This is a genomic window from Sphingomicrobium marinum, from assembly GCF_026157105.1.
In the GTDB taxonomy this organism is placed as follows: domain Bacteria; phylum Pseudomonadota; class Alphaproteobacteria; order Sphingomonadales; family Sphingomonadaceae; genus Sphingomicrobium; species Sphingomicrobium marinum.
In genome coordinates this window covers 347,508-363,731 of the sequence record NZ_JANPVQ010000001.1, presented here as the reverse complement: position 1 = coordinate 363,731, position 16,224 = coordinate 347,508, and the positions used below count along the sequence as shown (strand labels likewise).

The 16,224-nt window shown below is 62.5% G+C and carries 16 protein-coding genes; 3 read left to right on the top strand and 13 right to left on the bottom strand.

Annotation, left to right across the window (positions count from 1 at the left end; all coding sequences use genetic code 11):
• Nucleotides 1–53 precede the first annotated feature (53 nt).
• Complete coding sequence (locus NUX07_RS01865) at nt 54–431, top strand: GtrA family protein (protein WP_265528379.1); 378 nt, start codon at nt 54–56, stop codon at nt 429–431.
• Nucleotides 432–434: 3 nt separating this feature from the next.
• On the opposite strand, the gene NUX07_RS01860 is transcribed toward NUX07_RS01865, so the two are convergent.
• Nucleotides 435–1,655, bottom strand: a complete 1,221-nt coding sequence (locus tag NUX07_RS01860; protein ID WP_265528378.1) for an SAM-dependent methyltransferase — start codon at nt 1,653–1,655, stop codon at nt 435–437.
• A gap of 70 nt (nt 1,656–1,725) precedes the next feature.
• Here NUX07_RS01860 and NUX07_RS01855 point away from each other — a divergent pair, with 70 nt between their 5' ends.
• Both NUX07_RS01855 and NUX07_RS01850 read left to right on the top strand, forming a co-directional pair.
• Nucleotides 1,726–2,913, top strand: coding sequence for a glycosyltransferase family 87 protein (locus NUX07_RS01855; protein WP_265528377.1), 1,188 nt, complete (start codon nt 1,726–1,728; stop codon nt 2,911–2,913).
• 26 nt (nt 2,914–2,939) lie between these two features.
• Nucleotides 2,940–4,172 (top strand): DUF418 domain-containing protein, encoded by a 1,233-nt coding sequence (locus tag NUX07_RS01850; RefSeq protein ID WP_265528375.1) that lies wholly within the window; start codon nt 2,940–2,942, stop codon nt 4,170–4,172.
• On the opposite strand, the gene rlmN is transcribed toward NUX07_RS01850, so the two are convergent.
• The 12 genes from rlmN to NUX07_RS01790 all read right to left on the bottom strand — a co-directional run bounded on the left by rlmN (nt 4,160) and on the right by NUX07_RS01790 (nt 16,213).
• Complete coding sequence (gene rlmN, locus NUX07_RS01845) at nt 4,160–5,356, bottom strand: 23S rRNA (adenine(2503)-C(2))-methyltransferase RlmN (protein ID WP_265528374.1); 1,197 nt, start codon at nt 5,354–5,356, stop codon at nt 4,160–4,162. The genes NUX07_RS01850 and rlmN overlap by 13 nt on opposite strands.
• A gap of 29 nt (nt 5,357–5,385) precedes the next feature.
• Nucleotides 5,386–5,850 carry a hypothetical protein gene (locus tag NUX07_RS01840; protein ID WP_265528373.1) on the bottom strand — a complete coding sequence of 155 codons (465 nt, stop codon included), beginning with the start codon at nt 5,848–5,850 and terminating at the stop codon, nt 5,386–5,388.
• Entirely contained in the window at nt 5,829–6,314 is a 486-nt protein-coding gene (locus tag NUX07_RS01835; protein WP_265528372.1) for an A24 family peptidase, read from the bottom strand. Before NUX07_RS01835 ends, NUX07_RS01840 begins: the two co-directional genes overlap by 22 nt.
• Entirely contained in the window at nt 6,314–7,150 is an 837-nt protein-coding gene (locus tag NUX07_RS01830) for a tetratricopeptide repeat protein (protein WP_265528371.1), read from the bottom strand. Before NUX07_RS01830 ends, NUX07_RS01835 begins: the two co-directional genes overlap by 1 nt.
• Nucleotides 7,151–8,575 carry a tetratricopeptide repeat protein gene (locus tag NUX07_RS01825; RefSeq protein ID WP_265528370.1) on the bottom strand — a complete coding sequence of 475 codons (1,425 nt, stop codon included), beginning with the start codon at nt 8,573–8,575 and terminating at the stop codon, nt 7,151–7,153.
• A gap of 28 nt (nt 8,576–8,603) precedes the next feature.
• Complete coding sequence (locus NUX07_RS01820) at nt 8,604–9,584, bottom strand: type II secretion system F family protein (RefSeq protein WP_265528368.1); 981 nt, start codon at nt 9,582–9,584, stop codon at nt 8,604–8,606.
• A 4-nt stretch (nt 9,585–9,588) separates the two neighbouring features.
• Nucleotides 9,589–10,587 carry a type II secretion system F family protein gene (locus NUX07_RS01815; protein WP_265528366.1) on the bottom strand — a complete coding sequence of 333 codons (999 nt, stop codon included), beginning with the start codon at nt 10,585–10,587 and terminating at the stop codon, nt 9,589–9,591.
• Complete coding sequence (locus NUX07_RS01810; protein WP_322597201.1) at nt 10,588–11,895, bottom strand: CpaF family protein; 1,308 nt, start codon at nt 11,893–11,895, stop codon at nt 10,588–10,590.
• A 101-nt stretch (nt 11,896–11,996) separates the two neighbouring features.
• Nucleotides 11,997–13,193: an AAA family ATPase gene (locus NUX07_RS01805; RefSeq protein ID WP_265528362.1), complete on the bottom strand. Its 1,197-nt coding sequence runs from the start codon at nt 13,191–13,193 to the stop codon at nt 11,997–11,999.
• Between the two features lie 16 nt (nt 13,194–13,209).
• Nucleotides 13,210–13,851: a TadE/TadG family type IV pilus assembly protein gene (locus NUX07_RS01800; RefSeq protein ID WP_265528360.1), complete on the bottom strand. Its 642-nt coding sequence runs from the start codon at nt 13,849–13,851 to the stop codon at nt 13,210–13,212.
• Complete coding sequence (locus NUX07_RS01795; RefSeq protein ID WP_265528359.1) at nt 13,848–14,402, bottom strand: TadE/TadG family type IV pilus assembly protein; 555 nt, start codon at nt 14,400–14,402, stop codon at nt 13,848–13,850. The genes NUX07_RS01800 and NUX07_RS01795 overlap by 4 nt, the downstream gene beginning before the upstream one ends.
• Complete coding sequence (locus tag NUX07_RS01790) at nt 14,399–16,213, bottom strand: pilus assembly protein TadG-related protein (RefSeq protein WP_265528357.1); 1,815 nt, start codon at nt 16,211–16,213, stop codon at nt 14,399–14,401. Before NUX07_RS01790 ends, NUX07_RS01795 begins: the two co-directional genes overlap by 4 nt.
• Nucleotides 16,214–16,224: the final 11 nt, after the last annotated feature.

Sequence of the window (16,224 nt, the reverse complement as noted above, 5' to 3'; positions counted from 1 at the left end):
GCGCACAGTCGTGCATGAGTGGCCGCATGCTGGACAGGCTCAAGCAATCCCCAATGACCGGGCAGATCGTGCGCTACGGCGTGGCGGGCGGGCTGATCACCCTCGCCTTCGCCGCCACCTATTGGGCGGTCGCCACCTTCGGCGGTGTCGATCCCAACCTGGCGCTGGCGATCGTGTTCGTCGTGTTCACGGGCATCAGCTACCTCGTCCATGGGCGTTACAGCTTTGCCGGGCATGGCGGTCGCGATCGGCCGCATGTCCGCGGCGCGCGCTTCGCCGTGGTCAACGTGGCAGGTTTCCTGCTCAACCAGTTCTGGGTGTGGTGGCTGGTCAAGGAACTGGATGGCCCCGTCTGGTGGTCCACCGTGCCCATCGTGCTGGTCACGCCGTGGCTGACCTTTGCCGCCCACCGCCTCTGGGTCTATCGCTAGCGTTCATGAGATGGCGCGGTAGCGCGCCTCGGTTTCCAGCATATAGTCGCGCGTGATCGGCACCGCGCGGCGATCCTTGAGATACTGCACCTGGTAATTGCAGCAACCACCATCCTCGAACATCACGACCCCGCCGGCGAGATAATAGGTCCACATGCGGTAAAAGCGCTCGTCATAGAGCGCGACGATGGCATCCTTCTCCTTCTCGACCCGCTCAAGCCAATGGCGCAGCGTATAGGCGTAATGGAGCCGCAAACACTCGACATCGCTCGGGATCAGCCGCGCTTTCTCGCTCGCTTCGCACATCTGCGACAGTGACGGGATATGATATCCCGGGAAGATATATTTGTCGGTGAAGGGATCGGGCGCCGCGGCCTCGGCAAAACGGCCGATCGTGTGCAGCAGCATCACCCCATCGTCCTTCATCAGGCGGCGGCAGGCGCGGTAGAATTCGTCATAATGCGCTTCGCCGACATGTTCGAACATACCCACTGACACGATGCGGTCGAACTGTCCTTCGAGCAGGCGATAATCGACCAGTTGGTAATCGACCGCGTCGCTGATCCCCAATTCCTCAGCCTTGGCGCGGGCATATTTCAGCTGCTCTTCGGACAGGGTGATCCCCGTCACCTTGCAGCCTGCCACCTTGTGGAGATAGCGCGCCATCCCGCCCCATCCGCAACCGATATCCAGTACGTGATCGGTTTCGCGCAGGTGCAACTTGGCCGCGATATGCGCGAGCTTGTCAAGTTGCGCCTCTTCCAGCCCCATGCCGGGGTCGCTAAAATAGGCGCAGCTATACTGGCGCTGCGGATCGAGAAAGAGATCGTAGAGCTCGTCCGAAAGATCGTAATGGTGCGCGACATTCTTCTTCGACTTGTCGGGCGCATTGCGGCGCGCGAAGCGCTTCACGCCGTTCCAGAACTCCCTGCCGATTCCGGCGCGTGCCAGCCCGCCTTCTTCCCAGCGATTATTCTTTTGCAGCAGTTGGAGCAGGTCGAGGATCGAGCCGTCGACGATTTCGACGCGCCCGTCCATAAAGGCTTCGCCCATGGCGAGGCGCGGGTTGCGCGCGATGTCGATCGGCACCTTTTTATCGGCGAAGCGCACGGTGACTTCGGAGCCATCGCCCGGACCGATTGCCTCGCGTTCACCATCGGCCATGACAAGGTTCAGTCGTCCCTTGTGAATCAAGCCCCCGGCCAGTTTCCCGATCAACGACATGGAGCTCCTTTCGCGCCTGTTATGATCCAAACTTCTGGCAAGCGCCCGCGCGACGTGCAAGATGCCATGCATGATCGGGGGACGCGTAAAGAACGGGTTGTCGTGGGCTGTCGTGCCTTTCCTGCTGATCGGGATTGGTGTCGTCGGCTATCTGTTCTGGCTCGACTGGAACAGCGCCGCGGGCCGCGACGGGCTGCTCATCAACAACAGCACGCTGTGGGGCCGCGACTTCGTCAATGTCTGGTCGGGCGGGCGCATGCTGCTCGATGGCGACCTCGCCGCATTATACGACATCAACGCCTACCAGGCGTGGCAGGCAGCCAATCTCGATCCGGGCATCAAGCATCATAATTACAGCTATCCGCCGACCAGCCTTCTCTATGCCTGGACATTCGCGTCGCTACCCTACGTCACGGCGCTCTTCACATGGCTCGGATTGTCGGCGGTCGCCTTTGTTGCCGCGGCGCGGCCGTGGCTCAAGGATGCGGGGATCGCCGCGCCCTGGGTGTTGCTGCTGCCCACCACCGCCCTGTGCCTATGGGCCGGACATTACGGCCTGTTTTTCGGCGCGCTGTGGTTGTGGGCGTGGCGCGAGGTCGACACCAGCCCCCGCACCGCGGGGATCGCCACCGCGCTGATGATCATCAAGCCGCATCTGGCCATCCTGATGCCGCTGTTGTTCGTGCTAAAGGGAGCGTGGCGCGCCTTCGCATGGGCGGCGCTGGCACTCGGGGCCCTTGTTGGGCTGTCGATTGCCCTCTTCGGGGCAGGCCTGTGGGAAACCTATCTCACTTCGACCAGCGGCACGCAGCTGGGGCTGGTCGACAATATCGACGCCTTCTTCGCCCGGATGATGACGGGGACGGTCACCAACATGCTGGCCGCCGGCGCATCGCCCGCGCTGGCATGGGGCGCACAGATCGCGGTGGCGCTGGTCGCGCTCATCCTCGTGATAAACCTGCCGCGCAATCGCGCCAGCCTCTGTTTCGGCGGTGCCATCGCCACTTTCCTGATCCTGCCCTACGGCTTCAACTATGACCTGACCGTGGTGGGTCTCGCCGCCCTGCTGCTCGCTCATAATGCGTGGCGCAGCGGGGAACGCCCGCGATTCCTCATCGCCGGCCTCGCATTGGCGCTCCCGCCGGCAATGATCTTCCTCGGGCGAGAAGCGATCTATCCCGCCCCGTTAATCCTGCTCGCGCTCCTGTTCATGGCAGCGTCGCGCAAACCCATGGCGTTTGCACCCAACATAGGTTAAGTAAACTCCTTCAACAGGGGGAATTCATGGGCCGATCGAGTGCAACCGGCGCGGCGCCGGTGACGTCCAGTGAGCGTATCGGCGAGATGGACGTGTTGCGGGGCTTTGCGCTTCTGGGCGTGTTGATCGCGAACATCGTATGGTGGACGGCCTGGAAATTTTCCACGCCGGTCGAACAGGTCGACGTTCACTTCGCAGACCCGGTTTACTCGCAGTTTCTGATGGGTGTGCAGTGGCTCGTCTCGGACAAGGCCAACACCTTGTTTGCCGTTCTGTTCGGCATGGGGTTCTGGGTGCAGATGCAGCGCCTCGAAGCCCGCGGCGCCGACTTCAAGCGCCTTTACATGCGCCGCCTGACGATATTGCTTGCGATTGGCGTCGCCCACCTCTTCCTGTTCTGGCCGTGGGACATCCTCCACATGTATGCGATGATGGGTTTTGCCCTGTTCGCGCTGCGCGGCCTGTCGATGCGGGCAATGCTTTTTGGCGGGGCGGCCATGGCTTTGCTCGCCAGGCCGATCGTCGATTGGCTCAAGGATCTATCAGGACTGAGCGATCGCGGGTTCCAGATGGTCTTTACCACCGACGCGACAGCAGCGCGCCACGCCGCCTTCATCGGGGACGATTATGGCGCCTGGGTGCGCGAAGTCTTCAACCTGCACTGGTATGAATATCTGTCGAGCGGTCTGATCGTCGGCTGGTTGCTCTACGTCCTTGGCCGCTTTCTGATCGGCGCATGGGTGGCGCGGCAAGGCTGGCTCCAGCGCGCCGGCGACCTGCTGCCGCATATCCGCAAGTTGTGCCTGATCTGCCTGCCTCTCGGCCTCGCGCTCGAAGGTATCTATGCGGCAATGCAATTTGACCTGTTGCCCCAGATTTTCTTTGTCAGCAGCGCCATTCATGCTGTTGGCGTGCCCCTTCTCGATGTCGGTTATGCCACCGGGCTCATCCTGCTGTTCCACAGCAATTCGTGGGGCTGGCTACCGCGTCTCTTCGCGCCTGTCGGCCGGATGGCGCTGACCAACTACATCATGCAGAGCGTGCTCTATTTCTGGCTGCTCTACGGGATTGCCGGCGGCCTCTCGATGGCCGGGAGGATCCCGCCGCCAACCGCGCTCGCCATCGGATTGGGCTTTTTCGCGCTGCAAACCGCGTTCAGCCACTATTGGCTCAAGGCCTATCGCTACGGGCCGCTCGAATGGGTGTGGCGCACGCTCACCTATGGCGAACGTCCCGGCTTCAGGCTTCAGTCGGCCTGAGCTGCAGCTTCGCGATCGCGCTCGGCGCGCGATTTCTTTTCGGCCGCCGTCTTGAGCTGGCCGCAGGCGGCATCGATGTCGCGACCGCGCGGCGTGCGGACGGGTGCCGAAATACCGCCTTCGAAGACGATATTGCTGAACGACTTGATGCGTTCGGGATCGGAGCACTCATAGCCCGCCCCCGGCCACGGGTTGAACGGAATGAGGTTCACTTTGGCGGGCAGCTTGTAGTGGCGGATCAGGCGCACCAGCTCGCGTGCATCCTCGTCGCTGTCATTCTTGTCCTTGAGCATCACATATTCGAACGTGATGCGCCGCGCGTTGTTGGCGCCGGGATACGCCGCGCAGGCTTCGAGCAGTTCCTCGATGCCGTATTTGCGGTTGAGCGGCACGATTTCGTCGCGCACATCCTTGCGCACCGCGTGCAGCGACACGGCCAGATTGACGCCGATTTCATCGCCGCATTTTTCGATCATCGGCACCACGCCCGAGGTTGACAGCGTAATGCGCCGCTTCGACAGGCCAAGCCCCTCGCCATCCATGACGATGTGCAAGGCCTGCGAAACATTGTCGAAGTTGTAGAGCGGCTCGCCCATGCCCATCATGACGATATTGGTGAGCATGCGTCCTTCGGGGCGGCTTGGCCATTCACCCAACGCATCGCGCGCCAGCATGACCTGCCCGACGATCTCGCTGGGCTCGAGATTGCGCACCAGACGCATCGTGCCGGTGTGGCAGAAGCTGCAATTCAATGTGCACCCGACCTGGCTCGACACGCACAAGGTTCCGCGGTCGGCATCGGGGATGAAGACCATTTCGAAATCATGGCTATCATGCGTGCGCAGCAGCCACTTGCGCGTGCCGTCCTCGCTGACCTGCGCCTCGACGACCTCGGGACGCTCAATCGTGAAATGGTCCTCGAGCCAGGGCCGCTGCGCCTTGGCGATGTCGGTCATTTCCTCGAAGGACATCGCGCCGCGATTATAGATCCAGTGCCAGATCTGCTTTGACCGAAGCTTGGCCTGCTTCTCGGCCATCCCGGCGGCCAGCAATGCCTCGCGAACCTGCGCCTTGGGTAGGCCGACAAGGTTCACCTTGCCATCGGCACGCGCCGGCGCCCCGCGCTTGGTTGGCACGGGGTCGATCTTGCCGGGAATCGGCATCAAGGGCGTATCGGCACTCATGGATGCGCGCGAGATAGGGGCTATGCCCTTTAATTGCCAGCCTTTTTGGCGGCGCATGCCGCTGCTGCGTCGATTGCCGTCTGGATGCCGTCGAGGGGATAATAGTCGACAAAGCGGCGTCCGGCGCGATCGGTAGCGACAACATTGAGGCGGCTTGCAACCCGTAGCGCCGCGATCATGCTGGCCTCGCCTCCGCCCGACCAGGCATTGCGGCCGTCCGTCGACAGCGCGAACGGTTGCCCGTCGATATGGAGCATAGCGGTCGATCCTTCGCGGCTGACGCGGCGCAAATTGGCGTGCAATTCGATGCCGCCGCTCTCGCGGAAACTGAAGGTAAGCCTTGGCTGCTCGACCGGATCCTCGCGCGTCCGCCATGCCCGTACGCGGGCTTCGCAATGCGCATCGAATTCGAATGCCGCCCAGCGCCTGTCCGCTGCGATCGGCGTCAACTGGAGCGCGAGCGCCGCGATGATCATGCCGGCAGCGTCTGCCACCACGCGGTCAGTGCGCCGCCGACGGCAATCGCGATGCCATAGGGCATCCCGCCGCCCTTACGCAGCGCACCGATACCCCCGACCTTCCCGAAGACGATCCGCAGGCCCATCAGCGCCATGGTCAGGATGCCGCCGGCAATCGCGGTGACGATGAGCATCTGCGCACCGCCCGCAGCGTCGAACCAGAACAGGCTGGCGGCGAGCAGTTTCACATCGCCCCCGCCCATCCAGCCGGCCGAGAAGAGAAAGGTGCCCACGACCAGCATCGCCACCATCATCGCGGCATTCTGCCATAAAGACCATTCGGGCCCCGCCAGGACCGCGATCACGACGCCGGCGAGCAGCACGCCGCCGACAATGAAATTGCTGATTTTGAGCTGCCATGCATCCTGGACGGCCGCCACGACCAGCAGGCCGATGAAAACGAAGAAGCCCCATTCGGGCCCCATCTCGATCAAATTCACTATCTGCTCTCCAGCCGCTCCAGGTTCCGGGCAGCACGATCATACCATTGATCGGAGATTTCAAGCGCTCTTGCAAAAGCTGCCTGCGCGCGCACCTTCTCGCCGCGGGCCATTGCGGCGACGCCCGCATCGTTGAGGCGCGCGGCAAAGTCGCTATCGCTTTCGCCTTCGCGTCGCTGCGGCAACCGCGCATCGAGCGCGCTGCGCGCAAGCTCCAGATTGCGGGCGGCGAGCGCAAATCGCGGCGATATTGCAAGCGCCCTTTCAAGCGGCGCCATGGCATCGCTCCATCTGCCTTGCAGGATCAGCGACCAGCCATAGTTGGATAACAATCGCGGATCGTCGGGTGCTTGGGCTAGTGCCCACGCATAATAGCGATTGGCCGCCGCGAAATCGCGCTTGCGATCGCTCAGCACGGCCAGCGCGCCAAGGATTGGCATGCGTCCCGGCGTGATCGCTACAGCGCGCGTCAGCATGGCTTCGGCTTCACCCGTTTGCCCAAGGCGCAGCGCGCTGATCCCGCCGCGTTCGAGCAGCGCCGGATCGTTGGGCGTTTCCAGTAACAGCCGGCGATAGGTTTGCAGCGCCGCCGCATCCTGTCGGCGCATATGCGCGATATCGGCACGCACGCGATCGAGCGCACTGCCATTCGCGCCCGCCGCGACGGCCAGCCCGACCATGGTCGATGCCTGTTCAAAACGGCCTTGGCGCAGCGCATGGCCGGCCTCGGCCAGCAGGCGGTCGGCTTCGTTCTGTTCTGCGGTTGCTACAGATGGAATCGCACCATCGGGCACCACATTCGGCGCCGCCATCAGAGCCAGCAGCGCGAGGATCATTTATCCCTCGGCGAACAGATGGGCAGCGTCGCGGCCAAGATGGAGCGTCATCTGCTCGACCGGGCCGACCTGGAACACCACGGGAAATCCGAAGCGCCGCGCGAGCTTTTCCGCTTCGGCGCGCTGGCCGCGGGGATAGAGCAGGATCGTACGCGCGCGCCCGGTCGGCGACGTGTCGATCTTGAGCTCGGCATACCCATGGCCCGCCAGCAGGCCGCGCGCATTCTCGGCCACGCCCTGGCGACGCGATGCATTGATCAACAACACCGGCGCGGGTTCGACGTGCGCGCGGGCAACACGCTGATCAGCGACCAATGTGCGGACGGCCCCCTGCTCCGGCGCTGTCTTCAGAAGCGTCACCGCGCTCTCGGCACGGCGCGTCGCCCGCGGTGCGACCGGCAGCACATCATCGGGACGCGTAATCAGCATGACTTCGCTGGCAGATGTGCGTTCGAGACGCGGACCGGTGGCGATCTTTACGGCGCTAAAGCTACCGACTTCGGCGCGCCCGATGCGCTGGGGCTTTAGCGGTGTGCTGATCGTCGGCGCGGCCGCGATCTTCATCTCGGGCAGCAAGCTATCGTCGACCAAGCTGGCAACGGCCATGTCGACCTGCTGCGCGCTAATGGCCTCACGTTCGATCGGCGCACGGATCGTTCCGATCGCGTCGGCATCGATCGCGGCAAGCTCTGTCACCGGCGCCGCCTGGAGCTGCGGCGCGTCGACCGCGGTAACGTTGGCCGCAGGCAAGATCGGGCCGATATCATCGCTTGCCACCGCTTCGACCTCGGCCAGCGTTCGCTGGCCGTCGATTGTGGGTGCTTGCACGGCGCCAACTGCTACCGGCGCGATTATTGGCATCGCCTCCACCTGGTCCGAGTAAGCGATCTCGGTCGCCGACAAGGAAACCGAAACCTGGCTAGTCGGGGCAGGTGTGGGCATGGCGGGCATGGCTTCGGCGGCCACGACTTCGGCCAGTTCGCCGTTAGCGGCGACCTGCGCTTCAAGCGCGCCGCGCCGCGCCATGGCTTCGGCTTTGACTTTCGCAGCCTCAAGCGGACGGCCCTGACGTGCCAACGAGGCGGCAAGCGCCTCGTAAAGCTCGGGGCGATGCGGTGCGTAGGCCAGCGCTTTTTCGTAATAGCGCTGCGAAAGGTCGTAGCGGCCCATGCTTTCGTAAGCGTTGGCCAGTGCGGCATGCGCGCTGGCGTCCTGAGGGGCGCGGCGCAGGGCTCGGCGGTAGGACTCGATCGCAAGACCGACATTGCCAAGCCGCATCATCGCATGCCCTTCGGCGAGGCGCGCGTCCGTGGGCAACTCACCTTCGGTGATCGGCCGCTTCGCTTCGCGGATCTCTAGCGTGGGCGAGGCGCAAGAAGCCAATGCAGCCCCAAGCCCCGTCGCGGTCAGAAGAATTTTCTTCATGTCCTTCCCCCTTTTTCTTCCCCGGCCCTTAGTCGAGCTGCGGGACGATGGCGCGCAACACGCGGATCACCGCGGGCACCATCAACACACCGATCATGGTCGGCAACATGCAACCGACCAGCGGAATCGAAAGCAGCACCGGCAAGCGGTGCGCCCGCTCTTCGGCGCGCATGCGGCGTTTCTCACGCATCTCGGCAGCGTAAGTCCGCAGCGTCTGTGCGACCGAGCTGCCAAGCTTGGTCGACTGGATAAGCAGCGTCGCGAACGACCTGACCTCGTCAGCCGCCGAACGGTCCGCCATCCGGCGCAGCGCATCTTCACGGCTGCGACCGGCGCGAAGCTCGAGCACCGTGGCACCGAACTGTTCGGCAAGCAGCGGATGCGATTGCGCCATTTCCTGGCCGACGCGATCGAACGCGGTTTCGAGCCCCAGCCCGGCTTCGACGCAGACCAGCATTAGGTCGAGCGCATCGGGAAAGCCGTTGACGATCTCTTCCTGGCGGCGGTCGGCTCTGGCGCGCACGAACAGGTTGGGCAGATAAAGGCCCATCGCCATCGAAATCAGGCCGGCCATCCACACTTTCGTCAGATTGGTGCTGCCTGCCACCCACATGTAAAAGACCACGATGACCGGCAAGCCGAGGGTCAATGCAAGGCGGATAAACGTGAAGACGCGTGGTGCGGCCTTTCCGGTATAGCCCGCCGCAATCAGCTTGCGACGCAGCGATTCGTCGCGCGTATCGACCAAGCTCACGCCTGCCGCTTCGATCTTGTTGACGATAGCGATCCAGCGGCTTCGCGTCACATCGCCGCGGAGCGTCGTTGGTCCGGCATGGTAGGTCGTGCCGCTTTCGGTTGCGGCATCGAGACGTTGGCGCGCCAGTGTGCGCTGCCCGAATAGCGATCCGACAATGACGACCACGATGACAACGGCGAGGAAAATGCCGACTAGCGCCAGCCAGCGCGCGACCTCGTTCTCGAGCAGGTTCTGGATGACTGACTGCACCATCGCGCTACACCTTCAAATCGACCATTTTGCGGATCATCATCACGCCCAGGATCCACATCAGGATCAGCACGAAGAACGACGGAATGAACGCCGGATCGTCGGACACTGCGAAATAGAATGACGGGCTTCCCAAAAAGACGATCGCAAAGGTGAAGATCGGCAGCACCGACAGCATCAGCGCGGTCATTCGGCCTTCCGATGACAGCGCGCGCACCTTCATGAATAGTGAGTGCCGTTCGCGGATCACTTCGCTCAGATTTTCGAGGATCTCGGCAAGGTTGCCGCCGGTTTCGTTCTGCACCGACAGGCTCACCACAAACATTCTGATGTCGTCGAGATCCCAGCGTTCGGCCATGGCGCTCAACGCATCGCGCAGATCAGCGCCATAAGTGACCTCATCGATCACCAGGCCAAATTCCGACCCGATCGGATCGGGCATTTCGACCGTCAGCAGATCAAGCGCAGCCGAGACCGGATGCCCCGCCCGCAGGCCGCGCACGAAGATGTCGAGCGCAACCGGAAATTGCTCCTGCATTTTCTTGCGGCGGCGATTGGCCCTGAAGCGCAGGAAAAACACGGGGATCAGTCCGCCGAGTACGATTCCCGCCAGCGCGAGAAGGAACAGGCGGCCGGGTGAAAAGGCCGAGCCGGTCAACGCCATGAAGGCCAACAAGAGGAAAAATACGAGCACCGGGAGAGCCAGCAGGAGGAGCACGACCGAGCTCGACGAAACCGTGATCCCGGCCTGCACCAGCAACCGATTGAGCCAGGTGCCCGCGGCGGCAATCAGGCTTGGTGCGCCGCCCGGGTCGAATTCCTGGCGCCGCAGCAGGCTCATCGCCTCGGCGCGGCTCATGCCCTTGCCGATCATGTCCAGACGCTTGTTGATCGCCTGCCCCTCGCCGCGCTGCTGCGCAAAGAAAGCCACGAGCCGTTCGACCAGCAGCAACACGGCTGCAAATACGAACAGCAGGATCAATATGCGTACTAGACTCTCTGGCATCTATTCGAACCTCGTGTCGGGACGGAACAGTTCGGGCGACAGGTCGATGCCGAACGACTGCGCGACCTCGACGAAGCGCGGGCGGATACCCGTTGCCTCGAAATGGCCAAGCGTCATGCCGTCTTCGTCCATGCCCGTCTTGCGGAAGCGGAAAATCTCCTGGAGCGTGATCACGTCGCCTTCCATGCCGGTGATTTCCGACACGCTGGTGAGACGACGGCGCCCGTCGGGCAGGCGGCTCACCTGGATCACCACGTTGATAGCCGAGGCGATCTGCTGGCGTGCGGAGCGTTCGGGCATGTCGATGCCGCTCATGCCGATCATCTGCTCGACGCGGCTCAAGGCATCGCGCGGCGTATTGGCGTGAATGGTGGTCATCGAGCCTTCGTGGCCGGTGTTCATCGCCTGCAGCATGTCGAACGCCTCGCCGGCGCGCACTTCGCCGACGATGATACGATCGGGGCGCATACGCAGGGCGTTCTTGACCAGATCGCGCGCCGCCACTTCGCCGCGGCCCTCGATGTTGGGGGGTCGCGTCTCGAGACGGACGACGTGATCCTGCTGGAGCTGCAGTTCGGCCGAATCCTCGATCGTGACCACGCGTTCCTTGCCGTCGATGAAGGCCGACATCGCGTTGAGCATCGTCGTCTTACCCGAACCGGTACCGCCCGAGATGAGGACGTTACGACGCGACCGCACGACCGCTTCCAGCACTTCGGCCACCGTCTGCGGCACCGAACCGATCTCGACCAGGCGATCAAGGCTGATCGGCACCTTGGCGAACTTACGGATCGACAATAGCGAACCATCGAGCGCCAGCGGCGGCACGACCGCGTTCACACGGGACCCGTCGGCAAGACGGGCATCGACCATCGGCGAGGATTCATCGACGCGCCGACCCACCGCGCTAACGATCTTCTGGATGATCCGGATGAGGTGACGCTCGTCCTTGAATTCGACGGGCGTGGGTTCGAGCGTGCCGAAGCGCTCGACATAGACCTTGTCGTGGCCATTCACCAGGATATCGGTGATCGTCGTATCCTTGAGCAGTGGCTCGAGCGGGCCGAGCCCGAGCAACTCGTCGAGAACATCCTCGGTGAGTTGCTTGCGTTCCTGGTTGTTGAGCGCGTGGCTCGTCTTGGCCAGTTCCTCGCGCACAATGTCGCCGATTTCGTCGGCAATCTGCTCGCGCGACATGCTTTCGAGCGCTGCCAGGTTGATCTGATTGAGCAGATTTTGGTGCAGTTCGACCTTGAGCTCGGTGTTGACATCGCGTTTGGCGAACGCGCCGGCATCGCCGATGCTCATCAGCTTGCGCGCCTCTTCGCGCTCGACTGAGCTCAACGCATCTTCTTCATGGACCTCGACGACGTCGCCATCAGTCGACTTTTTCTTGATATTCCACATAGTTACCGCTCCAGCCCCATTGCTGCGGCAATGCCGGCATCAAGCAGATCGAGGTCCCGGCTAAGCGGGCTGCGGCGGCGGATTTCGCCGATGGGGACACCGCGTTCGATCGCTGCCGTCATGGTCGCATGATCGTTGACTACCGTATAGGCGACGGGCCGGCCCAGCACACGCTCGGCATCTTCGGCTGTCACCTTTTTGAACAGTCCCTTTTCGAAGCGATTGACAACCACCCGGATGTCCACTTCGCCCAACTCCTGATTGGCCAGCAAATCTAGCTGACGGCGTGCCCGGTGAAGGCTCGGGATCGTAAGTTCGCAGACCATCAGCACGAGGTCCGACTTGGCAAGCAGCGACAGGGACCAGTTGGTCCAGTTGGTCGGCAGGTCGACGAAGACGGTCCCGAACTCGCGCATCGCGATATCGGCCAGCGCCAGCGCGCGATCCGAATTGAGTGCCTCGAGCGGGGTAATTTCTTCGGGCGCCGACAAGATATTGAGGCCCGAAGGATGCGCCGCCGCAGCCTGGCGCAGCAAATCGCCGTCGAGCCGGTTACCGGCTTCGATCAGATCGGACAGGTTGATTTTGGGGCGTAGGCCAAGCTGGAATGCTGCATCGCCGAACTGCACATCGAGGTCGAGCAGAGCGACTTCGCGCCCCACCTTGTTTTCGCTCGCGGCAAAGCGCGTGGCAAGTTGCACGGCGAGTGCTGTCGCACCGACGCCGCCTTCGGCCTTGATGACGGTGACCATTCGAGAATCCGACGCTTGCGCCCGCACGGCGTCGGCATCAAATTGCGCTCGCACCGGTTTCAGTGAGGTTTCAAGGTCATCGAGTTCGAGCGGCAGCGGAATCACATCGTGCGCACCGGCGCGCACCAGAGTACGAACGAGCGCCAGCGGCGGATCGAAGGCGGCGGCGAGCAGCGGCGTATTGGTAGCGGCCGCTAGTTCAGCAAACCGCTTGACCGTCGCGTCATTATCTACCGACACCTGGATCACCGCAGCGGCGACGCCCTCGAGATGTTCCATCTCGACCAAGCGCCCGTCGTCAAGCATGCTGAGCTCGATCGGGAAGCCGGCAGCTTGTGCCCCGGCCAAGGCGCCTGTGTCGCCTTCTGCACCGGTCAGGAACAGGCGCACGGGCGCATCTCGCCCACTGGCCCTCCACTGGCGGCTTTCACTCTGATCGTAACTCATAACAGACATAACTTCCTCAATTCGATTGGCTGCCCCAACCCGTATTATGGGTGGCGGCGTCCTCTGCAGTCAGCGACGAACCCACACTGGGAAGATTCAGGCTGGCCAGGAGGAATGCCGTAATCGGCCTGAACTGCTGGTTTTGCAGCTCGACCGTGATGAGTGGGACCGCATCGGGGCCATGGGGATCGCCGGCATAACCGACGCCCGACCCTTCATAGCGGATCACGACATTCTCGATAGCGATCCCAGGAAACATCACTTCCATGCGATCGTAGATCTGTTCGAACGGATTATCGGCGCCGGTGTCGACGCTACTCGCGTCGGTCCCCGTCCATCCGGTGCAGGACGGGTTTGTCCCATCATGCGTGCATGTCACCGTAGGCACCAGAGCGGCCGGGATAATGTCACCTTGCCGCAAAATGCCCGATCCGTTGGCCTTCCCAATATAGCTCTCGGTAGCGATCGCGCCTTCGACGGGATCGGTGACCGCGGCAATCCGGACCCCGTATTGCGTGGCCTTCTTGGCGCGGCTCAGTTCCCAGAAGTAGCGGCCGGCATCGATCGTCCCGAGCGTGAGGATCATCAGCAGCGGAAGGACGAGCGCGAACTCGGCGGCACTCGCCCCGCGGGCGTCAAGGAGAATACGGCGGATCATAATCCGGCCACCGATGCGCTGCTTTGCGCGTTAAGCTGCGTGGCAACGTCGAAGCCGATAGCAGCGAACACGCCATTATGGGCGAGCCGCGCATCGACGGTCACAACCGGCGCGCCGCCCACGACGTTTTCGTAAATGCCTTCCATGTTCTGCGCCGTTCCCGAGCTTCCCGTACGCGTCGTGAAGCATTCATAGGTGACGGTGAACACGGGCGCGTTGGCCCCGGTCTGGCTCCAACCCCATAACCGATCGGTGCGCGTAGTATCGAGCGAGCCCTTGCGCGCCACGAGCTGCGCATTGGTCGCGACTGCAGTTCCCGAAATATCGGTCGGCGTCGCCCCTGTTGGACAGCTGGAATAGTTGGTGAATTCTTGCCGCGCCGCGTACCGCGCGGCGTCGCGCACGCCTTCGACAAGGCGATGCTGCGCGTAAAAATAATAACCGGTTTCGGCGAGACCCGCGAGGATGAGCACCAGAAAGGGCGTCACCACGGCCATCTCGGCAGCAGCGGCCCCGCGCTCGCAGCGCATCATGGCGACAACACGGGTCATTTGATCAGGAACGGCACACGGCGTTGTACCGTTTGCGCCCCCCTGTTCCCGGTCCCGGCAGGCCCGATGAGCTCCATGTAGATGGAGTCCTTAACATCGCCATTGCCGCGGATGTTGTTCTGGCCACCGTCAATGATCGGCTCGACCAGGAACATGTCGACATATTCGCCGATGATGACGGGCGTCGAAGAACCACTGAGCGATGAACAATTGTTGACGATCGCCACCGTCAGGACGCGGCGATCGAGATCGCTCGTCGCCGCATTGCAGATCGGCGACGACCGCTGCCCCCCCGGAGTCGAACTGGGCAGACGGGAAGTGTCCCCAGAGCCATTCAGGACCGTGCCGCCCGCGGTAACAATCGTGTCACCGAGTTCCCAGCGATAAGTCTGGTAGCGGGTGATGTCGTTAGGCGGCGTGGTGCCGGAATGATAAAGCGAGAAATAGTCCCCGCGACCCCAATTTCCGTTACCGACCTTGAGTGGGTATAGGCTGCCGCAATTGGTGTCGGCACCGCCCGAGCTGTGAGTGTTATAGCTGTTATAATGGCAAAGGTCGCGCGGGTAACCCATGACCGCCAGCGGACCCGCCGACGTATTGTGGGTAGGCGCTACCGGATTCCCAGCCAACGTCGGATTGAGAATGTTATAGTTTTGCGGCGTGTACTTCACGCTTGGCAAGCGCCAGCCCTGGCCGCCTGAACCTGCGCTATTCTTGAATTTGCATCTATTGCTGCCGACGTTGTTGTTCGCTCCCGATGTCGGCACTGAACTTGGTGGGTTCGGATTGACGACGTCCTTGACCGTATTGAGCGATGGCGGACACACGCTGGTCGTACCGCAGTTCGACAAGATATTGCCGTTGTTGTTGCCGCCATTGCCGTTATTGGCGTTGAAGTCATAGATATCGAAACGCGTGTTGATCGCGTCGTAAAGCGCTTGCGGATTACCGGTCGAGACCTGTTGGCCTTCATCGGTTAGGCACTCGAAATCAACGAAATCGAATGCCAAGGCCCGGATGAGATCGGCATTCTGTCCCGAACCGACTTCGAGAAAACCGAAGCCGCCTGGTGACCACGCGCTGACATTCTGGCTGCAATTGACCAGTTCGCCCGTTTCCGGATCGGTGACCTGGCTATTACCCTGTCCGGTACACAGCTTGGTGTTGCCATGGCCGGTCACGCGAAAGCCGACGCCGATATAGGCATCCGAGATGATGTCGTCGGGCGGCGGATTGGGCGATGAAGGATTGCAGATCATCAACGGCGGCACCCGGCAGATCGCCGCGCCGATCGACGCAACCGCCATTGCCGAGGCGTCGCCTGACACAGCGCTGACAACCGGTGTCAGCGCGAAATTGGCGGTGCGTGCCACAGTGCGCACGCAGACGAATTCAGCCGCGATATCGTCGTCGAGCAGCGTCACACCTGGCAGATCCGACACAGGGCAGGCTTCGTTATCGGTAGCGTTGTCGGCGACGGCGGCCTGCTCCGTCTGATAAAATACGACTTCGGCGATCGAGATGCTGGTCCCGTCTGCGTCGCCGTCATTGCCGAAGAAGGTGAGGTTATCGACCAGCGCTTCGGCCGCCGCCGTGCCGCGCGCCTGCGCGCCGCCGAGCTGGTCGAGCTGGGTCGCAGCCGCCAAAGCCGCCTGATCGGCAGCGTTTTGCATTTCGGTATCAAGACCCGCGATGCGCGAATAATCGAATGCGATTCCGGCCGAAGCGACCAGGAGAAAGGTTAGCAATGCCACCAGCGGCGCCACGGCGCCGTCAGTGTTGCGTCCCAATTGACCCTGTCGCATCGACATCAATCATCTCC

Coding starts and splice junctions, on each gene's coding strand:
- NUX07_RS01800 (WP_265528360.1), bottom strand. CDS start 13,851: ATGATCCGCCGTATTCTCCTTGACGCCCGCGGGGCGAGTGCCGCCGAG.
- NUX07_RS01865 (WP_265528379.1), top strand. CDS start 54: ATGACCGGGCAGATCGTGCGCTACGGCGTGGCGGGCGGGCTGATCACC.
- NUX07_RS01810 (WP_322597201.1), bottom strand. CDS start 11,895: ATGAGCATCGGCGATGCCGGCGCGTTCGCCAAACGCGATGTCAACACC.
- NUX07_RS01825 (WP_265528370.1), bottom strand. CDS start 8,575: ATGAAGAAAATTCTTCTGACCGCGACGGGGCTTGGGGCTGCATTGGCT.
- NUX07_RS01855 (WP_265528377.1), top strand. CDS start 1,726: ATGATCGGGGGACGCGTAAAGAACGGGTTGTCGTGGGCTGTCGTGCCT.
- rlmN (WP_265528374.1), bottom strand. CDS start 5,356: ATGAGTGCCGATACGCCCTTGATGCCGATTCCCGGCAAGATCGACCCC.
- NUX07_RS01860 (WP_265528378.1), bottom strand. CDS start 1,655: ATGTCGTTGATCGGGAAACTGGCCGGGGGCTTGATTCACAAGGGACGA.
- NUX07_RS01790 (WP_265528357.1), bottom strand. CDS start 16,213: ATGTCGATGCGACAGGGTCAATTGGGACGCAACACTGACGGCGCCGTG.
- NUX07_RS01795 (WP_265528359.1), bottom strand. CDS start 14,402: ATGACCCGTGTTGTCGCCATGATGCGCTGCGAGCGCGGGGCCGCTGCT.
- NUX07_RS01815 (WP_265528366.1), bottom strand. CDS start 10,587: ATGCCAGAGAGTCTAGTACGCATATTGATCCTGCTGTTCGTATTTGCA.
- NUX07_RS01820 (WP_265528368.1), bottom strand. CDS start 9,584: ATGGTGCAGTCAGTCATCCAGAACCTGCTCGAGAACGAGGTCGCGCGC.
- NUX07_RS01830 (WP_265528371.1), bottom strand. CDS start 7,150: ATGATCCTCGCGCTGCTGGCTCTGATGGCGGCGCCGAATGTGGTGCCC.
- NUX07_RS01850 (WP_265528375.1), top strand. CDS start 2,940: ATGGGCCGATCGAGTGCAACCGGCGCGGCGCCGGTGACGTCCAGTGAG.
- NUX07_RS01805 (WP_265528362.1), bottom strand. CDS start 13,193: ATGAGTTACGATCAGAGTGAAAGCCGCCAGTGGAGGGCCAGTGGGCGA.